This window comes from Nitratireductor indicus C115 (genome assembly GCF_000300515.1).
Lineage (GTDB): Bacteria > Pseudomonadota > Alphaproteobacteria > Rhizobiales > Rhizobiaceae > Nitratireductor > Nitratireductor indicus.
Genome location: NZ_AMSI01000004.1, coordinates 267,687 through 285,986 on the forward strand (window position 1 = coordinate 267,687; position 18,300 = coordinate 285,986).

General features: G+C 59.6%; 15 protein-coding genes. 1 reads left to right on the plus strand and 14 read right to left on the minus strand.

What is annotated here, in order from left to right:
• Together kdpB and NA8A_RS07825 are read right to left on the minus strand one after the other, a co-directional pair.
• The gene (gene kdpB / locus NA8A_RS07815; RefSeq protein ID WP_009756373.1) at positions 1-2,070 is read right to left on the minus strand and encodes a potassium-transporting ATPase subunit KdpB; all 2,070 of its coding nucleotides are present in this window, start codon (positions 2,068-2,070) and stop codon (positions 1-3) included.
• 253 nt (positions 2,071-2,323) lie between these two features.
• Positions 2,324-2,413, minus strand: a complete 90-nt coding sequence (locus NA8A_RS07825; protein WP_040672035.1) for a potassium-transporting ATPase subunit F — start codon at positions 2,411-2,413, stop codon at positions 2,324-2,326.
• Positions 2,414-3,082: 669 nt separating this feature from the next.
• Between NA8A_RS07825 and NA8A_RS07830 the strand changes: the two genes are divergently transcribed.
• Positions 3,083-3,847, plus strand: a complete 765-nt coding sequence (locus NA8A_RS07830) for a GntR family transcriptional regulator (protein WP_009756375.1) — start codon at positions 3,083-3,085, stop codon at positions 3,845-3,847.
• 22 nt (positions 3,848-3,869) lie between these two features.
• On the opposite strand, the gene NA8A_RS07835 is transcribed toward NA8A_RS07830, so the two are convergent.
• The 12 genes from NA8A_RS07835 to NA8A_RS07890 form a co-directional block, all read right to left on the minus strand.
• Positions 3,870-4,874, minus strand: a complete 1,005-nt coding sequence (locus tag NA8A_RS07835; protein ID WP_009756376.1) for a M14 family metallopeptidase — start codon at positions 4,872-4,874, stop codon at positions 3,870-3,872.
• Positions 4,875-4,913: 39 nt separating this feature from the next.
• Entirely contained in the window at positions 4,914-6,308 is a 1,395-nt protein-coding gene (locus NA8A_RS07840; protein WP_009756377.1) for a M20/M25/M40 family metallo-hydrolase, read from the minus strand.
• 17 nt (positions 6,309-6,325) lie between these two features.
• A complete protein-coding gene (locus tag NA8A_RS07845; RefSeq protein WP_009756378.1) occupies positions 6,326-7,573 on the minus strand; it encodes a threonine synthase in 1,248 nt (415 codons plus the stop codon).
• A gap of 89 nt (positions 7,574-7,662) precedes the next feature.
• Complete coding sequence (locus NA8A_RS07850) at positions 7,663-8,436, minus strand: amino acid ABC transporter ATP-binding protein (RefSeq protein WP_040672113.1); 774 nt, start codon at positions 8,434-8,436, stop codon at positions 7,663-7,665.
• A gap of 20 nt (positions 8,437-8,456) precedes the next feature.
• Positions 8,457-9,149 (minus strand): ABC transporter permease subunit, encoded by a 693-nt coding sequence (locus NA8A_RS07855; RefSeq protein WP_009756380.1) that lies wholly within the window; start codon positions 9,147-9,149, stop codon positions 8,457-8,459.
• Positions 9,146-9,844: an amino acid ABC transporter permease gene (locus tag NA8A_RS07860; protein ID WP_074896729.1), complete on the minus strand. Its 699-nt coding sequence runs from the start codon at positions 9,842-9,844 to the stop codon at positions 9,146-9,148. The genes NA8A_RS07855 and NA8A_RS07860 overlap by 4 nt, the downstream gene beginning before the upstream one ends.
• Before the next feature lie 104 nt (positions 9,845-9,948).
• Positions 9,949-10,695 carry a transporter substrate-binding domain-containing protein gene (locus NA8A_RS07865; protein WP_157174137.1) on the minus strand — a complete coding sequence of 249 codons (747 nt, stop codon included), beginning with the start codon at positions 10,693-10,695 and terminating at the stop codon, positions 9,949-9,951.
• A gap of 252 nt (positions 10,696-10,947) precedes the next feature.
• Entirely contained in the window at positions 10,948-12,120 is a 1,173-nt protein-coding gene (locus NA8A_RS24310; protein WP_009756383.1) for a M24 family metallopeptidase, read from the minus strand.
• Positions 12,121-12,532: 412 nt separating this feature from the next.
• The gene (locus tag NA8A_RS07875) at positions 12,533-13,927 is read right to left on the minus strand and encodes an acetyl-CoA carboxylase biotin carboxylase subunit (RefSeq protein ID WP_009756384.1); all 1,395 of its coding nucleotides are present in this window, start codon (positions 13,925-13,927) and stop codon (positions 12,533-12,535) included.
• Between the two features lie 21 nt (positions 13,928-13,948).
• Positions 13,949-15,262 carry a hypothetical protein gene (locus tag NA8A_RS07880; protein WP_009756385.1) on the minus strand — a complete coding sequence of 438 codons (1,314 nt, stop codon included), beginning with the start codon at positions 15,260-15,262 and terminating at the stop codon, positions 13,949-13,951.
• A 5-nt stretch (positions 15,263-15,267) separates the two neighbouring features.
• Positions 15,268-17,217 (minus strand): TRAP transporter permease, encoded by a 1,950-nt coding sequence (locus NA8A_RS07885; protein ID WP_009756386.1) that lies wholly within the window; start codon positions 17,215-17,217, stop codon positions 15,268-15,270.
• Positions 17,218-17,284: 67 nt separating this feature from the next.
• On the minus strand, positions 17,285-18,268 hold the full coding sequence (locus tag NA8A_RS07890) for a TAXI family TRAP transporter solute-binding subunit (RefSeq protein WP_009756387.1): 984 nt from the start codon (positions 18,266-18,268) through the stop codon (positions 17,285-17,287).
• Positions 18,269-18,300 lie beyond the last annotated feature (32 nt).

An 18,300-nucleotide genomic window follows, 5' to 3' on the forward strand; every position in this document is an offset into this window, starting at 1 on the left:
TCAGGCGAGACCGATGGCGGTGATGACGAGGTCGATCGCCTTGATGCCGATGAAGGGCACGATCAGGCCGCCAAGCCCGTAGATGAACAGATTGCGCTTCAGGAGCCCGTCCGCGCCGATCGCCTTGTAGGCGACGCCTTTGAGCGATAGCGGGATAAGCGCGATGATGATGAGCGCGTTGAAGATGATCGCCGACAGGATCGCGCTTTGCGGCGTGGCCAGTCCCATGATGTTGAGCCCGCTCAGTTGCGGATAAAGGGCGACGAACATCGCCGGCACAATCGCGAAATACTTCGCAACGTCGTTGGCGATGGAGAATGTGGTCAGCGCGCCGCGCGTCATCAGGAGCTGCTTGCCGATCCCGACGATCTCGATGAGCTTGGTCGGATCGGAGTCCAGATCCACCATGTTGCCGGCCTCGCGCGCGGCGACCGTGCCGGTGTTCATCGCGACACCGACATCGGCCTGGGCGAGCGCGGGAGCGTCGTTCGTGCCGTCGCCGCACATGGCGACCAACTTGCCCTTCGCCTGCTCTTCTCGGATCAGGGTGAGCTTGTTCTCCGGCGTGGCTTCGGCGAGGAAATCATCGACGCCCGCCTCGGCCGCGATGGCGGCGGCAGTCATCGGGTTGTCGCCGGTGATCATTACCGTGCGGATGCCCATACGCCGCAGTTCGGCAAAGCGCTCGCGAATGCCGCCCTTGACGATATCCTTGAGGTGAACGACGCCCAGAAGCCGCCCGTCCTTCACGACCGCAAGCGGCGTGCCGCCAATTTTGGCGATGTGGTTGGCAACCGCCTCCAGTTCCCGTTTGGCCTGCTCGCCAGCGCGCGGTGTTCCTGTGGTCGTTGAGGAGAGTTCGATGTGTTTGAGTACCGCGTCGACCGCACCCTTGCGGATCGACGATCCGTCGAAGTCGACGCCACTCATGCGGCTCTGCGCCGTGAATGGCACGAAGGTCGCGTGCAAGCTTTGCATGTCACGGCCACGGATGCCGTACTTCTCCTTGGCAAGGACGACGATGGAACGCCCCTCCGGCGTCTCGTCGGCCAGCGAGGCGAGCTGTGCGGCGTCCGCCAATTCCTGTTCACTCACGCCTTTGACCGGCCGGAACTCAGTCGCCTGCCGGTTGCCCAACGTGATGGTGCCGGTCTTGTCCAGCAGCAACGTGTCGACATCGCCGGCAGCCTCGACCGCGCGGCCGGACATGGCAAGCACATTGAACCGCACCAACCGGTCCATGCCGGCGATGCCGATGGCTGAAACCAGCGCACCGATCGTCGTTGGGATCAGCGTTACGAACAGCGCCACCAGCACGATCACCGGAATGGAGCCACCGGCATAGGCGGCGAAGGCCGGGATGGTTGCGGTCGCGAGGACGAAGATCAGGGTCAGCCCGGCGAGCAGGACATTCAGCGCGACCTCGTTGGGCGTCTTCTGACGCTCGGCCCCCTCGACCAGCGAAATCATGCGGTCGATGAAGGTCGATCCGGCGGCGGCCGTGATCTTTACCTTGATCCAGTCGGAGAGAACCTGCGTTCCGCCGGTCACGGCCGAACGATCGCCGCCGGATTCCCGGATCACCGGCGCGGATTCCCCCGTGATCGCCGCCTCGTTCACCGAAGCAATGCCTTCGATGACCTCGCCGTCCGACGGAATGATGTCGCCGGCTTCCACCAGCACGACATCGCCGACCTTCAGGATCGTGCCGGGCACGAGCTTGAGGCTGTCGCCGCCATCGGCCAGCAACTTGGCCTGGGTCTCGGTGCGCGAGCGGCGCAGAGAATCCGCCTGCGCCTTGCCCCGCCCCTCTGCGACGGCCTCGGCAAAATTGGCGAAAAGGATCGTGAACCAGAGCCAGAGGATGATCTGGAACGAAAAACCGAGATCGCCCGCGCCGGTGGCGATATCCTTCAGGAACAGGATGGTTGTCAGCACCGAAACGACGGCGACGACGAACATCACCGGATTTCTGGCGAGCGTGCGTGGATCGAGTTTTTTGAGTGCATCCCCGAGTGCGGGGATCAGGATGCGGGCATCGAAAATGCTCGCGGATTTCGACTGGCTCATGACTGACTCCAGCTTGATGTTTCTGATGACGGGCCTGGTCAAAGTCAGTCCCGCCCGAAAAGGCGGAAGAGGAGCCAGGCAAGCAGCACGACCACCGACATCGCCAGCGTCATGCCGAGGATGATGTCCGACACGCGGGGAGGTTTCCCCGCCTTCAGGAGGCCAAGCCTTGAATTGAGAGATCCGCGAACCTGTCCAAGCCACCTCCCGATGGTTCGCGCGGAGTGCTTCATCGGACTGGACTTTCGGTTGCTCAGAAGCGTTCCGGTCGCAAGAGTGCGCAGATCAGGTAGGCGGCGATGAACATCGTCACTCCCCCACCCAGAATATATTCGAGTGCCATTCCACACCTCGTCTTTCCGGAAGCTGCTGGTCTGCAAGACTTCCTGTTGCCTATATTCGCGCTCTGCTGCCTGCCTTGGCGGCAGAGAAGCGAAGTCGGCGGGAATATGGCGCAAGACCGCATAAAGGTTCGAGAGAGGCGAAGGCCCGAAAGAATAAAAATCTTATATGTATTTCAGGGTATATCGGTCGTGGAAGCGCCGGAAATGGCCTGTCATCTGCCTGGCACCGGTCGAGAACGCCGCGCGAATGATCCAGGCCAGGACAGGAATCCTGCACCTGCTATGCCGCCCATCGAAGGATCCTCGGCAATATGACAGGCAGCGTGAAGATCGCCTTCATGTCCAATCTCTGCGCGTCAGGAACGCAGAAAGCCTGCTCAGGCTTTCAGTCGCTCTCATCCATGGCAAACTTGAACACGCCGACCATTCCTAGCATGTCGGACACCATCCAACAGCCCTGCAATTGCAATGGGATCACGATCTGCACCCGCGGCCTGCCGCGATCGTTGGTCAGGCGGTGCTCCATACAACGAACAGTACGTGCCCAGGCGTCCAATAACACCGACTCGGCACGATGCCTGGTCGAGGTGATAAATCTTGATGACTGATCACCTTCAGACGTTGATTTGTACTTTCAATAGTGCGCTCAGACAATTTATCATCGCTCAATGAGCCAATCTCCAACCGATACCGCGACGATCAATCTGACCTTGGATGGTGACGGTCCGCCCTATCAACAGATCGAGCGCGCGATCCGCAATAAGATCCAGAGTGGCGCTTGGCCACCGGGACACCGCCTCCCGACGGAAGAAGAGCTGGCAGCGCATCTGGGTGTCTCCCGGTCACCTCTGGTGAAGGTGTTCAAGAACCTTGTGAACGCCAAGGTCATAACCCGCCGTCGGCGCCATGGCACCTTTGTCAGCGAGCGCAGCGACAACCATGCAGTCATCGGGATCATCGACATCCGCGAGACTATCGAGAGCGCGGAAAAAGATTACAGCTTCGAAGTACTGGAGCGCCGGATCGTGAAGGGCCGGGAATTCGACGTCTGGCCCGATGTCGATCCCGGCGAACGCCTTTTGTGGCTCTCTCTCGTTCACAAGGCCAATGGTGCCGGCGAGGTGTTTGAAGAACGCCTGATCCAGATATCCGTCATTCCCGAGGTGGAGAATACGTCCTTCCGAAATGACCTGCCCAATGAATGGCTCCTGGCACGGCTGCCGTGTACCCGGCTGATCAATACCGTCCGCGCTGCCCTGCCAGAGCGGCGTGTGGCCCATGCCTTGGGCCTGTCCGTCGGTGAACCTGTGCTGGTCTCCGAGCGTCGCAGCTTCGCCAACGATGATGCCGTCACCTGGGTTCGGTTGTCATTTCCCGGCTACCGGCATGAATTCACAGGAGAATTCAACCCTCTGCTTCCAATGGAAAACTGAGACCGGTGTTGCAACTATCCCATCAATCGGTCACTTCCTGGGCCAGGCCGACCAATGCATCGCCCGCCGAAGTCAACACAGGGAATCGGCGAAAGATAACAATCCCACCAGCCTCGAAACGGAGCGTGGATGGTGGAGACGTGACATCGTCAAACCCGTGCAGGTATCCTGCGATCTCTCCGGCGCGAACCTCTTGTCCGACCTGCACGCACGGCTCGAAAAGACCGTCCGCCTTGGCATAGATCGTGGTGGCTGGCGGCAGCATTCGCAGGTGTCGCACAATATCCGGCTTCGGCGCATCGAGGTCGGGCGCAATACCAAGGTTACGCAGCACACGACGCAGACCAGCCTCTGCGATAGCGACACCTCCCGGCGAAAGCCCAGGACCGCCGCCCAGTTCGGTCGTCATCGCCGCAATCCCATGCGCAGCCGCACAGGCATAGAGTGTCGTTTCACCACCCCCGCCCCGCCCATCGGTCAGCACGGTGTTGGGAGCCGCAAAACCAGCCAGAAAACTGTCGAGGCGCGCCGACTGCTCCGCCGTTCGGCCTCGATGCGCAAAGGCGACCGGAAGATAGTCGAGGGAACTGCCCCCCGAATGCAGATCGATGGCATAGTCGGCGAGCGGAAAAAGCACCTCTGTGACATATTGGGCAATCATCGCCGTCGGTCCGGAATCTTCCCTGCCGGGAAACAACCGGTTCAAGTTGCCGCCATCCAAAGGTGAGGTCCGGCGTCCAGCCAGAACTGCAGGACGGTTGAGCGCCGGCATCACAATGACGCGTCCCCGAATCTCCGTTTCGGCAAGGATCCGGACCAGGCGCCGCAGCACGATCTGCCCCTCATACTCATCGCCATGTGTCCCGGCGGTCAGCAAAAGTGTCGGGCCATCCCCGCCGTTGAAGCACAGCAACGGCACAGGAATCCAACCATAGGCGGAGCTATCCGACGACCACGGCACGCGGGCGAAATCAGACTGAAAGCCCGGCTTGTCGAAATCAATAGTTGTCCAAACCTGATTGCCCATTTCTCTCCCTTGATGTCTTTCGCCCGTTCCGCGGGCTGCTCAGCCACGCAGGGTTCGCACTTCGTCGAGAATACGCACCCAGCTGCGTATCCCCTTGTGGAGACGCAAGGTATCGTAATGTTCGTCCGGTGCGTGGATGGCATCGCTTGACAGGATGAAACCAAGAACGATGCAATCGATACCAAGCACGTCACTGAACATCTCGGCGAGAGGAATAGAACCACCGCTCCCTTTGAGGATAGTCGGAGTGGACCATTCACGCTCCATTCCCCTTGCAACCGCCTGAACAAAGGGGTTATCCGGTGACATGGCCACCGCACGGCTACCCTCGCTTCCCTCGAACTCGACGCGGCATCCTTCGGGCACCCGCGCTCGGATGAAGTGACGGAACTTTTCCCGGACATCCGCCGGATCCTGCCCGTCAACCAAGCGGAAAGATAGCCTTACGCTTGCCGAAGCCGGCAGAACAGAGCGCTCCCCAGGCCCCTGATTGCCACCGGTGATCCCGTTGAAATCCAAGGTCGGACGGCCCCAGATCGCCTCGAGCGGCGTATAGCCATGCTCAACCAGCCCACCGCGCAAATCCGCCGAATCCAGCTGATGCGCCTCCTTCGACAAGGCCTGCCATTGTGTGCGCAAATCCGCAGGAATTTCTTTCACATTGTCGTAGAAGCCGTCTATAGCCACACATCCTTCGCTATCGTGCAGCGCGGCAAGGAGACCCGACAGGATGCGGATCGGATTGACTGCAACGGCCCCGAAATATCCGGAATGCAAGTCAGGGTTCGGGCCAAACAGCGTCACCTTTTCGTGCAGAAGCCCCTTCAGCTGCGTGGTTACAGCCGGCTGTGTCGGCGACCACATATCGGAATCGCAAATGAAGGCGACATCGCAAGCCAGCTCTGACCGATAGGCCTCGATGAAAGCCGGAAGGCTGGCAGAACCGGATTCTTCCTCTCCTTCCAGGAGAATGGTGACCTGGCCGGGAAACCGTCCCTGTACCTCGCGCCAGCAACGCAACGCCTCGATGAAACTCCAGAGCTGGCTCTTGCTGTCAGAAGCGCCCCGCGCATAGATGCGGGTCACACCAGCCTCCTCCACCAGCTTCGGCTTGAAGGGGGAGTGAGACCATTGATCTTCATCCCCTACCGGCTGCACGTCGTAATGACCGTAGAACAACAGTCTCGGACCGGGATCGCTTTCCTCCGCCCGGGAATGGGCGAGAACCAGCGGGTGACCTTCGGTCGCAACCACGCGGGCCTCGAAACCCATGCTTGAAAGCTTCCGCTTCAGCCAGCCGGCAGCTTCCCCGATCCCGGCGGCGCCCGACGGATCGCTCGATATCGAGGGTATCTCCAGCAGTCTGAGGAATTCGGTGAGTGTCTGATCCCTATCCTGGTCGATGCGGGCAAGAACGTCTTCAATGTCAGTCACGGGCGTGCAGGTAGTGTTCACAGCTCAAACCCATAGTCACGCATCAGCGTTGCCCGCAAGGTTTCAAGATCGGCCCCGGTCGCCCTGTTCTCCTTTGGCGTACTGGGCTCTTTCAGACCCGTGGAGCAGCCCATCAGAACGACCGGTCCGTCGTTTTCAAACTCCTCGATCTGATCGAGCGCAGCCAGAGTGGCCCCGGAGGAGATTTCCAGCCACAGTCCGCACCTCCCCAATTTTTTGTGCGCTCGAAGAGCGGCTTCATCGTCTACCAGCAAGGAGAGCCCCCTATTTTGCCGGATGGCTGCAACGGGGCGATAGCCGTTCACCGTAGTGGCAGTTCCTAGCTGAACCGTCGGTCCGGCTTCGACGGTCACCGTGGACCGACCTTGCTGGAGCGCATGATGGACCGGGCCGCGTGCCGAAGGCTCGACCGCCACGAGGCGAGGCATGCGGTCGATATGCCCCAGAAGAAATGCCTCGCGAAAGCCTTTGTAGATGCCGTAGATCATCTCTCCGTAGCCGGTAGGCACAACGACAGCCGCGGGTGAGGCTCCATCGAGATCGGCCAGAATTTCATAAGCGATGGTCTTGTACCCCTCCGGTCCCCAGGGATGACCAGTATGGGCCGGCGTCAGGTTGCTGACCGGATAAATGCCGGGCAGCTCCGCCAGTGCACGCATTGCCGGCCAACGGTCATCGGCCGCCAGAAACAAAGGAAACGCGCCATAGCCGAGGATCATGTCACGAATGGCCCCGCTCACCTCGGGCATGGTCAGCACGATGCAGTTCAGCCCGGCCCGCGCCGCCATGGCTGCCGCCGAGACCCCATGATTACCCGACGACGCCACGATGATCGTCTTCGCCTCTTCGCAAAGCGCTGCGCTGATCGTGAACACATTGAGCCTGTCCTTATGGCTCCAGGTCGGATTGCGGCTATCGTCCTTGACCAAGATCCTGCGCCCCGACAAGTGCGCGGGGGCAAGGGCTGAAACATCCACCAGAGGCGTCCCCCCAACCGGCATATCGGCCTTCGGATGACGGGGTGGAAGCAACTCTTCCCAATCTGCCCAAGTGCTTTCGCGCCGGAAGGTGACATCCTTGACCCGTCCGTAATCGTAGTCCAGCTCGAGAGGGTATTGCATCTCCTCCGTAGCGCTTTCGGGGCATCCGCGCAGAAGAGCAGGAAGGAGTGGATACTCCGTTGCAGGCTCCGCCAGAGAGCGTTGGACGGTCGCGAGTGAGCGGGTTTCGAAAGGCAGGTTCATTGCAATCTTTCCACTGATAGAATTGACGGGGTTGGCCCGCGCTTGCAGGCGCGGTCACAGACGCTGTCTGGAATAGCCTCTTCCGGCCGCTATCTGACGACCTGCTCGAGGAACCTTTGCGTCCGTTCCTCCCGAGGCGCATCAAAGAATTCTGCGGGCGGCGCCTGCTCGACGATCCGGCCCTGGTCCATGAAGACGATCCTGTCGGCAATACCGCGGGCGAAGCCCATCTCATGTGTGACGCAGATGATCGTCATGCCGTCGCGGGCCAGATCGGCCATCGTATCCAACACCTCCCGCACCATTTCCGGATCCAGGGACGACGTAGGCTCATCGAAAAGCATGATACTGGGCCGCAGGCAGAGCGACCGGGCGATCGCGACGCGCTGCTGCTGACCGCCGGACAGTTGTCCGGGGTATTTCTGTGCCTGCTCGGGGATACGCACCTTTTCGAGTTGCTGCATGGCAATGTCGATGGCGACAGACCCGGGAACCTTGTGCACCCAACGCTGTGCCAAGGTGCAGTTCTCGAGAACCGTAAGATGCGGAAACAAGTTGAACTGCTGGAACACCATGCCGACTTTTTTGCGCACATCGTCCAGTGCGCGAGCCCTTTGCCTTAGCTCTTGCCCGTGCACAACGATCCGTCCCCGCTGAAAGTCCTCCAGCCCGTTGATGCAACGTATCATCGTCGACTTGCCCGATCCGGAGGGGCCGCAGACGACGATCCTCTCCCCCTGCTTCACCTTGAGGTCGATGTCTTCGAGAACGTGAAAGGACCCAAACCATTTGCTCATGCCGACGATCTCGATGGCAGGCGTGTGCGATGTATCGTTCATGGCAATGGGACCCTTGTCTGGCATGGGGATGGAAGCAGCCGCGCTCACGCCCTGTCCTCCGGCGCTGTGCCGCCGACGGCGACCAGATTGAAAAGCGTTGATAAGATCAGCCGGGTGATGACGACGATGCAGATGTAGATGCAACCGGCGATCAGAAGAGGATGATAGATGTCGAGCGTGCGCGCCCGGATCTCATTGGCGTAGCCCATCAGATCCATGACCGTGATGGTGAAGGCCAGCGCGGTGGACTTGCACAGCAGTATGACTTCGGTCGTATATGGTGCGAATCCGTTGCGCAGCATCGCTGGCAGGATCGCGACCCGAAATGTCTGGAACCCCGACAGACCCAGCGATCTCGCGGCCTCTACCTGCTCCCTCGGCGTCTGGTAGTAGGCCCCGCGGATGATTTCGGAGGTGAACGCCATTTCCACGAAGGCAAGGCAGATGATCGCGCACCAATAGGGGCTCGCAAACACCGTCCATAGCACCGTTTCCCGGATGAAGGGCAGCAGGGGAAATCCGTAGTAGACAACATAGAGGATCAGCAGCAGCGGCACCCCACGGATGCAGAACATCAAGCTCCAGATCGAGCGGGCCACGATCCCGGGAAAGCGGATTTGAAAGGCGGCGACAGCGCTCGCCAGAACGAAACCGATGACGAGGGCGATGACGAAGAGGCTGAGCGTCGTTCCGAGCCCCTGCAGAATCTCGAGGAGATAGTCGAGAAGCACACTCATCGCGCACCTGCCCTATCCTGCCGCACACGCTGCTCGAGATGTGCGAAGATTCTTGAGCAGAGAATGGCAAAGATCACGAAGATGGCGATGGCGATACCATAGAAGACAAAGGGCGCCCCGGTGGAGCGCGCTCCGATGGAAGCTGTTCGAACAATGTCTGGAATGCCGATGATGCTCAGTAGCGCGGTCTCTTTCAGGCTGATGAGGCAGAGCGACCCGAGATGCGGGATGATTTTGCGATAAACCTGCGGAAGAATGATAAGCACCAGCGACTGAAGGGTCGTGAACCCGAGCGAGCGACCGGCCTCGTGCTGCCCCTGCGGAATGTCTGCCCATCCGGCCCTGAACAACTCGGTTGCATAGGCGCCTAGCACGATCGAGGTGGAGATGACGGCGGGAACATACGCGCTGAGCCGGACACCCGACATGCCGGGCACCAGGTGCAACAGAGCCTGAATCGCACCGTCGAGCGTGTAGAAAATGAGGATCAGCAACAATATATCCGGCAGACTGCGGAAGACATAGGTGTAGAGGCTCACAAGCCCCGCACTGCCGCGAAATCCACTTCTGGCAAACAGCGTACAGAGTATGCCTATCAATATGCAGAAGAAGAAACCAAGTGCCGCAACAGTCAGACTTGTGCCGATTGCGCTGAGGAATTGTAGCCCCCAGCCGGATGCTAGGTAGTCAATCAAGAAAGTTCGCCCTTCCCGGAACGAAGGCAGGATATGGTCACGGTCGAACTTGCCGACTGTGACCGGGCTTCCTGCAATTGCAGGTGATGCCGCTCGGGATCAGGTTATTCGTAGACTGGAATGCCCCATTTTTCGGACAGCGTCTTCCAGGTCCCGTCTGACTTCATTTGGCCAAGCGCCTTGTTGAATTCGTCGCGCAAAGAAATGTCGTCAGGCCGGAACGCCATGCCGATCCCCTCGGAAACAGCGACTGGCTCCCCGATCTCTACAAGTTTTGGACCGTCGCCCTTATCGCCGGTAAATGGCTCAACATCGCCAAAGACAGCGTCCACGCGGCCGATCTTCAGGTCGGCAGTCAACGTGTCCATTGAAGGGTAAAGCTGCAGCTTGGTGTCCGGATAATTCGCTTCGATGAATTTGGCGTTCGTCGTGCCTTGCTGAACACCTACAATCTTGCCCGCGAGCCCTTTGGGCGTCACATCGAGCTCTTTCCCTTCCACAACGCCGAAGAACGAATAAGTGCGCGCATATGGTTCACTGAATACCACTGTTTTACGGCGCTCGTCCGTAATGCCCATACCGCCGATGATCACGTCGAACTTCCGAGCCATCAGCGCAGGTATGATGCCGCTCCACTCGTTCGTGACCCAGGTGCAGTTGGCTCCGATGATTTTGCAGATCGACATGCCGATATCGATGTCGAAGCCCTCCAGCGTGCCATCCGCTTTGGTCATATTGTAGGGCGGAAAACCACCTTCATTTGCCAGGACAAGATCACGCGCCGCAGCAACGGTCGCGCCAGACGATGCCATCAGGGCTGCAATCAGTGCGACATGAAACTTGGTTTTCATCAGCATTTCTCTCTGTGTTCCCATTTGTAGTTACAAATAGGATGTGATGAGAGAAGCTTTTTGTCAACGACGAATTTGCAGGAGCCTGAAGGTCGGGAAAATTCCAATTACCTATAATAATTCATGACCTTAAATGGACTTTGGGTGTACGGTAAGATCGCCGCTCAGACAGAATGATCACTGCGCCAGGGAACTTGGTGGCGACAAGGACCGCCGTCCCCAAGGGACAATTGCCACCCGAATCCGCGCGCACTAGATGGTGAGGAAGCCACGCGACAGGGTCGTGATCGGCTCGAAGCCGGTCTCCGTGACCAGCACCGTATCCTCGACCATCATCCCTCCCTCGCCTAGCCTGTAATAGGGCGTTTCGAGGCATAGGCACATCCCGGCCTTCAGCGTGGTGTCGTCACGGCCGTTTATCAGTGGGGTGTCGTATGACCGCAGCCCGATACCGTGCCCGCAATGCTGTCGCTGGTAGGTCGGAATCCCGTTGGCACGTACCGTATCGACCCCAATCTCGAACAGGTCCCGCGCTTTCACGCCCTCCCGGAGATGATGAAGCATCGCTTCCAGCCCCCTGAGCAGGGCGGCATAGATTTCCTGCTGCCTTGGGTCCGGTTTGCCAAATACCAGCGTACGACCAATATCCGACCAGTACCCGTCGACGGTGCAGCCCGCATCGATCCGGATCGTTTCTCCCTGAGCGATCGCCCGCCCGGTGGGATAAGCATCGGCCAGCGCTGACCGGGGACCCGAGGTAACGGAAACAAAGCGGGGGACGCCGCCCCCCAGCACCATGCTCTCGGTCATCATCGCCGCGAGGTCCCGCTCCGTCATCCCTGCATGAGTCGTCCCCAGAATTTTCGCGAACCCGGCCTCCACACATTCCGCCGCGCGTCGCAGGCGGACAACCTCCCCCGGCAGCTTCACCGCCCGACATGATTCAAGCAGCAGCGACACATCGAGCAATCGGCTTTCTCCATAAACCTCAGCGCAGAGGCGCCACAGCAGATCGTCATGCGAGCGGTCGACTCCGACCCGCCCCTCTCCCGGTTGAGCAGCGAGAGCCTCGACAAAAGCTGCGTCGAAACTCGCATGCGGCATCTGCGTCATAATGCTAGGGACACTGTCGTCGCGGTCGAAATAAAACTCGCCATATCTATGGATCAGTTCACCCCGACCCAGCGCCTCAAAGGCAGGTGCGGCGTCGGCTGCGCTGGTAACCAGCTCTGCGACATCACACCGGGCGAGAACAGCGGAACGATAAGTCGGTGCCAGGTCGTGAGCGATGCTGACATAGCCAGACAGGTAGGCCTTGTTCAGCGGATTGTCGGAGACGAGAAGCCGCACATCTGAAGGTAGCGCCGCATACACTTTGTCCCGCACCGCCTTCGCAAGCAATGCCATGCTCTTCAGTTCGCTCATTTTATCCAATCCGAATTGTCGCTGTTAAACCTCAAGGGTTCATCGCAGCGAAACAACGACAATTGAGCCCAATCACAAGGCTTATGACCGCTGCCTATTCGCATCCTCCGCCAATATGCCACCCTGTGACAAGTCGATTTACCCATCGATATTGCAAGGTTATGGTTACGTACGGCGACGAGCACGATATTTGGAGTCTTGTTCGGCGCCGTTGCGATCAATATCCCGACTTATCGGCCGAATTGGCAACCACGAGCAAAGCAAGATGCCTGATCGTAGCGAACACTGATGAAATAGCTCGCCGCATCCTACCGCATGGCATGTTGGAGTTCATCTATTGTGGTTCCGAGGAAGAGCCCGGTCTTGCTGGAGCGCGCAGTGAACTTGTGACAAAGTCCGCCCGCGGTTCTTATTAGTGCGATTGGATGAATACAGATTTCTGGCGCTCGAGGGTTCGCGGCGAAAACCTTCCGATCAAATCTGTACTCAAATCCGCGTTCTGAAACTCGATTGAATCGAGCAGTTTTCCTAGGAAATCCAGATTTGTGGGAACGCCCTCCACCCGCACCTGCGCCAAGGCCCGAGCCATAAGTTTCAGGGCCGAGATCCGGTCGGCCCCTCGCACGATCAATTTGGCGATCATAGGGTCATAGAACGGGGTGATGCTGTCGCCGCTGCGCACAGCATGGTCTACACGAAGATCCTCCGACGGCTCGGGCCAGGTGATCCTCGTGACTGTGCCCGGGGCTGGCAGGAAATTCTTTTCTGGGCGTTCGGCATAAATGCGGACTTCAATGGCGTGGCCGTCCGGAGCCGGATCGATCGTGGGCATCGCGAACGCGCCTTCGGTCTGCCGGAGCTGCCATTCGACGATATCGACCCCCGTGATCATCTCGGTTGCTGGGTGTTCGACCTGAATCCGGGTGTTCATCTCCAGGAAATGGAAAACCTGCTTTTCCACGTCGTAGATGAACTCCACCGTGCCAGCGCCTTCGTAATTCACCGATGCCGCGAGGTTCACCGCGGCCTTCTGCATGGCCGTGCGAACGGCGTCCGGAAGATCCGGTGCCGGAGCCTCCTCGACTACCTTCTGGTAGCGGCGCTGTACGGAACAGTCCCGCTCGAAAAGGTGTACTGCCGTGCCATCGCCAAAACCGAACACCTGCACCTCGACATGACGCGCCTTGGGGACATAGCGTTCCAAGTAAACCGTACCTTCCCCAAAAGACCTCTCGGCCATGGACTGAGTCGCTGCGACGACGCCCTCAAGATCGTCGGGGCGCTTGACGAGGCGCATCCCGATGCCGCCACCGCCAGAGGCTGCCTTCACCAGCAACGGAAAACCTACGGTGGCGCCTGCTTCATGCAATCCATTCAGATTTCCGACGGGGAAGCGCTGGCTTCCGTGCAAGATCGGAACGCCCGCCTTGTTCGCGATGGCCCGCGCACGATCCTTGTCGCCCATACTTGAGATGACCTCGGGCGCGGGACCGACCCAGAGCAGACCGGCATCCAGTACGGCTCTCGCGAACTCAGGGGACTCCGCAAGGAACCCATACCCGGGATGGATCGCCTGCGCGCCTGCTTTCAAGGCGGCTTCGATGATCCTGTCGGACCTGAGATAACTTTCGCGCGCAGGGGCGGGACCGAGGAGGGTCGCTTCATCAGCGGCCGCGACATGCGCGGCATCTGCATCCACCTCCGAATAAACGGCGACGGTTGCAATTCCCAGTCTGCGGCAGGTCGCCATGACGCGGCAGGCTATTTCACCGCGATTGGCCACCAGGAGTTTTTCGATCCGAGGCATATCGGTCCTTTCTTCAGGTCGTCAGCTTATGGTTCGGTTGAGCGCTGCCAGAAGCAGCGCCGAAGTCACGGCAAAGACGGGCGCAACAAGCAGGTTTCTGCTGACGATCAGTTCGCCCCGGGGAACCGCGCTGACCGAGGCAGTCACCATCAAAAGCAGACCCGAGTAGGAGATCATTGCCGCGGAACTCCAGCCCACCAGCGTGGCTCCGGCGAGCGCCAGGTCCGTAACGGCTCCATGCTTGTCCGCCAGCAGCGACATCAGAAGCGACGCAGAGACGATCGGATGCACGCTCAGTATGCCGAGGGTCATCATGGACAGGGGAACCAAGGCCAGAAGCAAGGGGGCGGGAAGCGTGTCCAAACCCAGATTTGCAACCGCCATGTCGATGGTCACGCTATCGCGCAGGACTAGTCCGAACATGAACGCAAGCGCGACCACGGCAACCTCCGGCCCGATTACGAGGATGCGGTCAAGCGTTACGCGCCCCACGTCGCGGAGGTGGGAAAGGGCATTGCCGGCACCCCGGCCAGTCAGGATAAGGATCACGCAGAGTGGCGGCAGTGCGAGACAGCTTGCCTGCAACGTCGAGAAATCTCCGGCGTTGCGGAGCACCGTGACCGAGACTCCCGCCACGAGTATGATCGGGACAAATCCACCAAGTGCCCGAAACGCGCGCCCCGCGGTCGAGACCGGACCTGCCGCGTGCAAAGTCGCAAGCGCAATCGCCATCCCGACCCCCGACAGGACAAAGCCGACGGCCATCAGAGACCACAGCGGAAGATGCGGGAAAAACGCACTGACCACGGCAATCGATACGAAGAACGGCGACCAGTTTACGGCCAGCGCGGTTCCGGAGAGCGCCGCGACGGCATCCTCACGCCGTTGTCCCGCATTTTCGACCCCTGCGAAGAGGGGAGAGAGAATGGCAACCGCACCCACGGTCATCACGGTGCCAAGGACGCCTGATCCGACCGTCATCCAGACAGGGCGTGCAGAACCTGACTGAAGGCTCAGGGCAGAGCGGTAGCGGTCGACACGAGGGTCTCGTTCGGAAACGCTTCGCAGCATCTGCGCCGAGGCAACAAAAGCCCCGAAGACGATCGTCTGAGCAAAGACGGTTGGAAAAGCCCAGAGATTGTCGTCCAAGATCAGCAAGAAAGCGGACGCGGCGACCATACCGACACCAAAGAGCCGGTCGCTGTTTCGGGCGTTCAGGAGGCTGCCTGCCGCATAGATCGCGAAAACCGATGCAATCGCGAGGGAGAGCCACTCTGCATCCAGAACGAAGGAAATCAGAGAAAGCGGCCACAGGAAAAGAATCAGGCGGCCCATCGACTCTACCGGCGTTCGGCGACTGCCTGACCTGCCGCGCCGCTGGACACCGCCAGCCATTGCCTGACGACGACAGTCGCGAGCGCCAGAAGCGCGATCAGATCAGTCACAACGTGATTCGCGACAACCGAAACTCCGGCCAACGCCAGGATCGCCGACACGTACCAGTGCACGGGCTGCCGGTAGAAGCGGCCGGTGGCGATGGCGAGTAGCATCGCAGCGACCAGGCCCATGACCGCAGAGGAGGCGATCTCGTACCATGTCCCTTTCAGCAATACCCCCTCACGGTAGATGAAGAAGAACGGTAGGAGGTACTTCATGGTCGCAAGCCGCATTGCATCGATGCAGATCGGCCACCAGTGTTCCCGCGCGATCACGGCGGCAGTGAACACTGCCGTGCAAACCGGAGGCGTTAAGGCGGAGAGCAGCGCTGAATAGAAAACGAAGAAATGCGCCGAGATCGGATCGATGCCGAGCCGGATCAGGGCTGGTGCGGCGACCGCCGCCGACAACAGGTACGCAGCAGTGGTAGGCATCCCCATGCCGAGTACCAATGCGACGATCATGGCGAAAACGACGGCAAGAAGCTGAAAGTTATTCTCGTTGATCATCATGATCGTCTCGGTGAGCTTCACGCCCACCCCCGTCAGCCCGATAAGAGACAGGGTGATCTGCGCGCAAACTAGAAGCGCAAGGATACTGACGATCCCGGAAGCAGCCGAGTTCACACCCTCAAGCAGGCTGCAGAAGCGACTCTTGAACGAGGACCAGCTATATTCTCCGAGGAGAAGGAAAAGCGTGACATTCGTCACAATGCCGTAGAAGGCAGCCAGGCTTGGAGTGCGTCCCGTGAACATCGCCCCGAGCGTGACCACCAACGTCAGTGCCAACGGCAGGAAACGGCGCAGCGCGAAGACCTCCTTCCAATGCGGCATTTCTTCGACCGGGAAAGGCTTCATCCCCTCGCGCCGCGCCTCGATATCGATCGAAAACCAGACACAAGCGAAGAACAACACCGCGGGGATGATCGCTGCATAGGCGATCATCGTGTAGGGAACCCCCAGCAGCTCAGCCATGATGAAGGCTCCCGCACCCATTATGGGAGGTGTGATCTGCCCGCCGGACGAGGCTGTGGCCTCGACCGCTGCGGCAAAGCGGGGCCGGTAGCCAAGCCGCTTCATGGCCGGAATCGAGAAATTCCCGGTGGTCGCGACATTCGCCACCGCCGACCCATTCAGCATACCCATGAATGCGCTTGACGCCGTAGCGACCTTTGCGGCACCGCCTGGGCGCCGCCCTGCGACAAGCAGAGCGATGTCCATGAAACTCTGGGCTGCACCGGTGGAGAGGAGAACCGCGCCAAAAATGATGAAAATCGCGATCAATCCGGCGGACAAGCCGGTGACCTGCCCCCAGATTCCTTCGGTTCCGAGATAAAGATACTCTACAGTATACTGCAGATCGAAGCCGGAATGCCCCCAGCGTCCAGCGATGTGATTTCCGAAAAGCGTGTAGAGAAGCGTCGCCACGGCGAGAAGGGGTAACGCCACCCCGGTGCTGGAATAGGCAACAAATGCAACGAGGATCATGAGAACGAGAGCGCATGCGATCTCGAATGGAGTTGCGAAAACCGCAAAGGATTCAACGAGACGCGTGTCCTGGGTGACGATGTAGAAACAGGTTCCTCCAACCACAACGGCAAGAACAAGCCGCACCATCGCACCGGTGCGCGTCGACAGGAAATCCGAGAAGGGACCGCCGAGCTTGTCGAGCGTCAGGTAAACCATGATCAGGGCAAGCCCGGTGTGACCCGAACGCTGAACCAGTGGCGGGAATGGACCAAAGCCAGCAGTGTATATCTGGAACGCGACCAGCAGCAATCCAACGACCATCGCAAGCTTCGACAGATCGAACGGCTTGCTCTCGCGCATCGTATCCAACTTGGAAGTGACCATTTCACGGACTTTCAGGATCGAGGGAGAGAGGGACGGCGCCCCGACCGCGCGAGGCGCCGCTGCGCCATCATTCCATTTCGGGCGGAATCAGGTTCTCGGGCACCTCGACACCCCGCGACCGATAAAACTTCACCGCCCCGGCATGGAGAGGGATGTTCACCAGCGCCACGCTGTCAGCCACCGGATCGAGCTTGCCGAAGCTTGGGAACGCGGCGATCTGCACATCCGTGTGATCCATGATCAGGCTCAGCATCTCGAACACCTGCTCGTTGGTCATCGCCTCGGCCGTGGTGAATTCGCCGATGACCTGAACAGGTGCGGTGAAGCCGGGATAACCGCTGACTTCGCCAGCCTCGTAAGTCTCGAAGCTCACGAAGGGTAATTTTTCCTGGATCGATGCGACCTCATCCCTGGTGAAGCTCAAAAGCCGAAGCGGTATCGACGCTGCAATCTCCATTGTGGTGCCGTCCAGCGTGCCGCGACCGCCCGCCTTGACGTAGCCAATGGTCCGGTTGTCCCGGACCGCATCCGTCGCATCCGACAGAGCGAGAAGCTGGTAATCCGGCTTGATGCCCAAGGTGTCGAGCATCTGCATGACGAGCTGCTCGGTCGCGGAACCGCGTTGTCCAGGCGTAAATGGCCGCCCGGCGAGTTCAGAGAGCTTGGTGACGCCACTATCCTCGCGCACCACCCAGGCTTGCGTCGAAGGCGAATGCACCCAGAGGGCGCGAAGGTTTGGCATCGCGTTTCCTTCGAAATCGCCCAGCCCGGCATAGGCCTGATAGATCGTGGCGTAGGTGCCAAGACCGAAGTCGATCTGATCGCGCGCCAGACGTTGCAGATTCTCGACAGCACCGCCGGTTGCGACCACCGTGACATCGAGCGCATCGGTGTTGTCGTTTATCGCCTGGGCCGCCGACACGGCATAGGTGTAGTGAACAGAACTCAGTGCCGTGCTTCCGTAAGTCAGGCGCTCCTGCGCATAACTTGTCGATGCCGTCAGCAGCAAACCGACAACAGTTGCTGTCGCAGCTTTCCCAAATGCGTTCATGTCTTCTCCTCCCATGAAGTGTTAGTTGGACT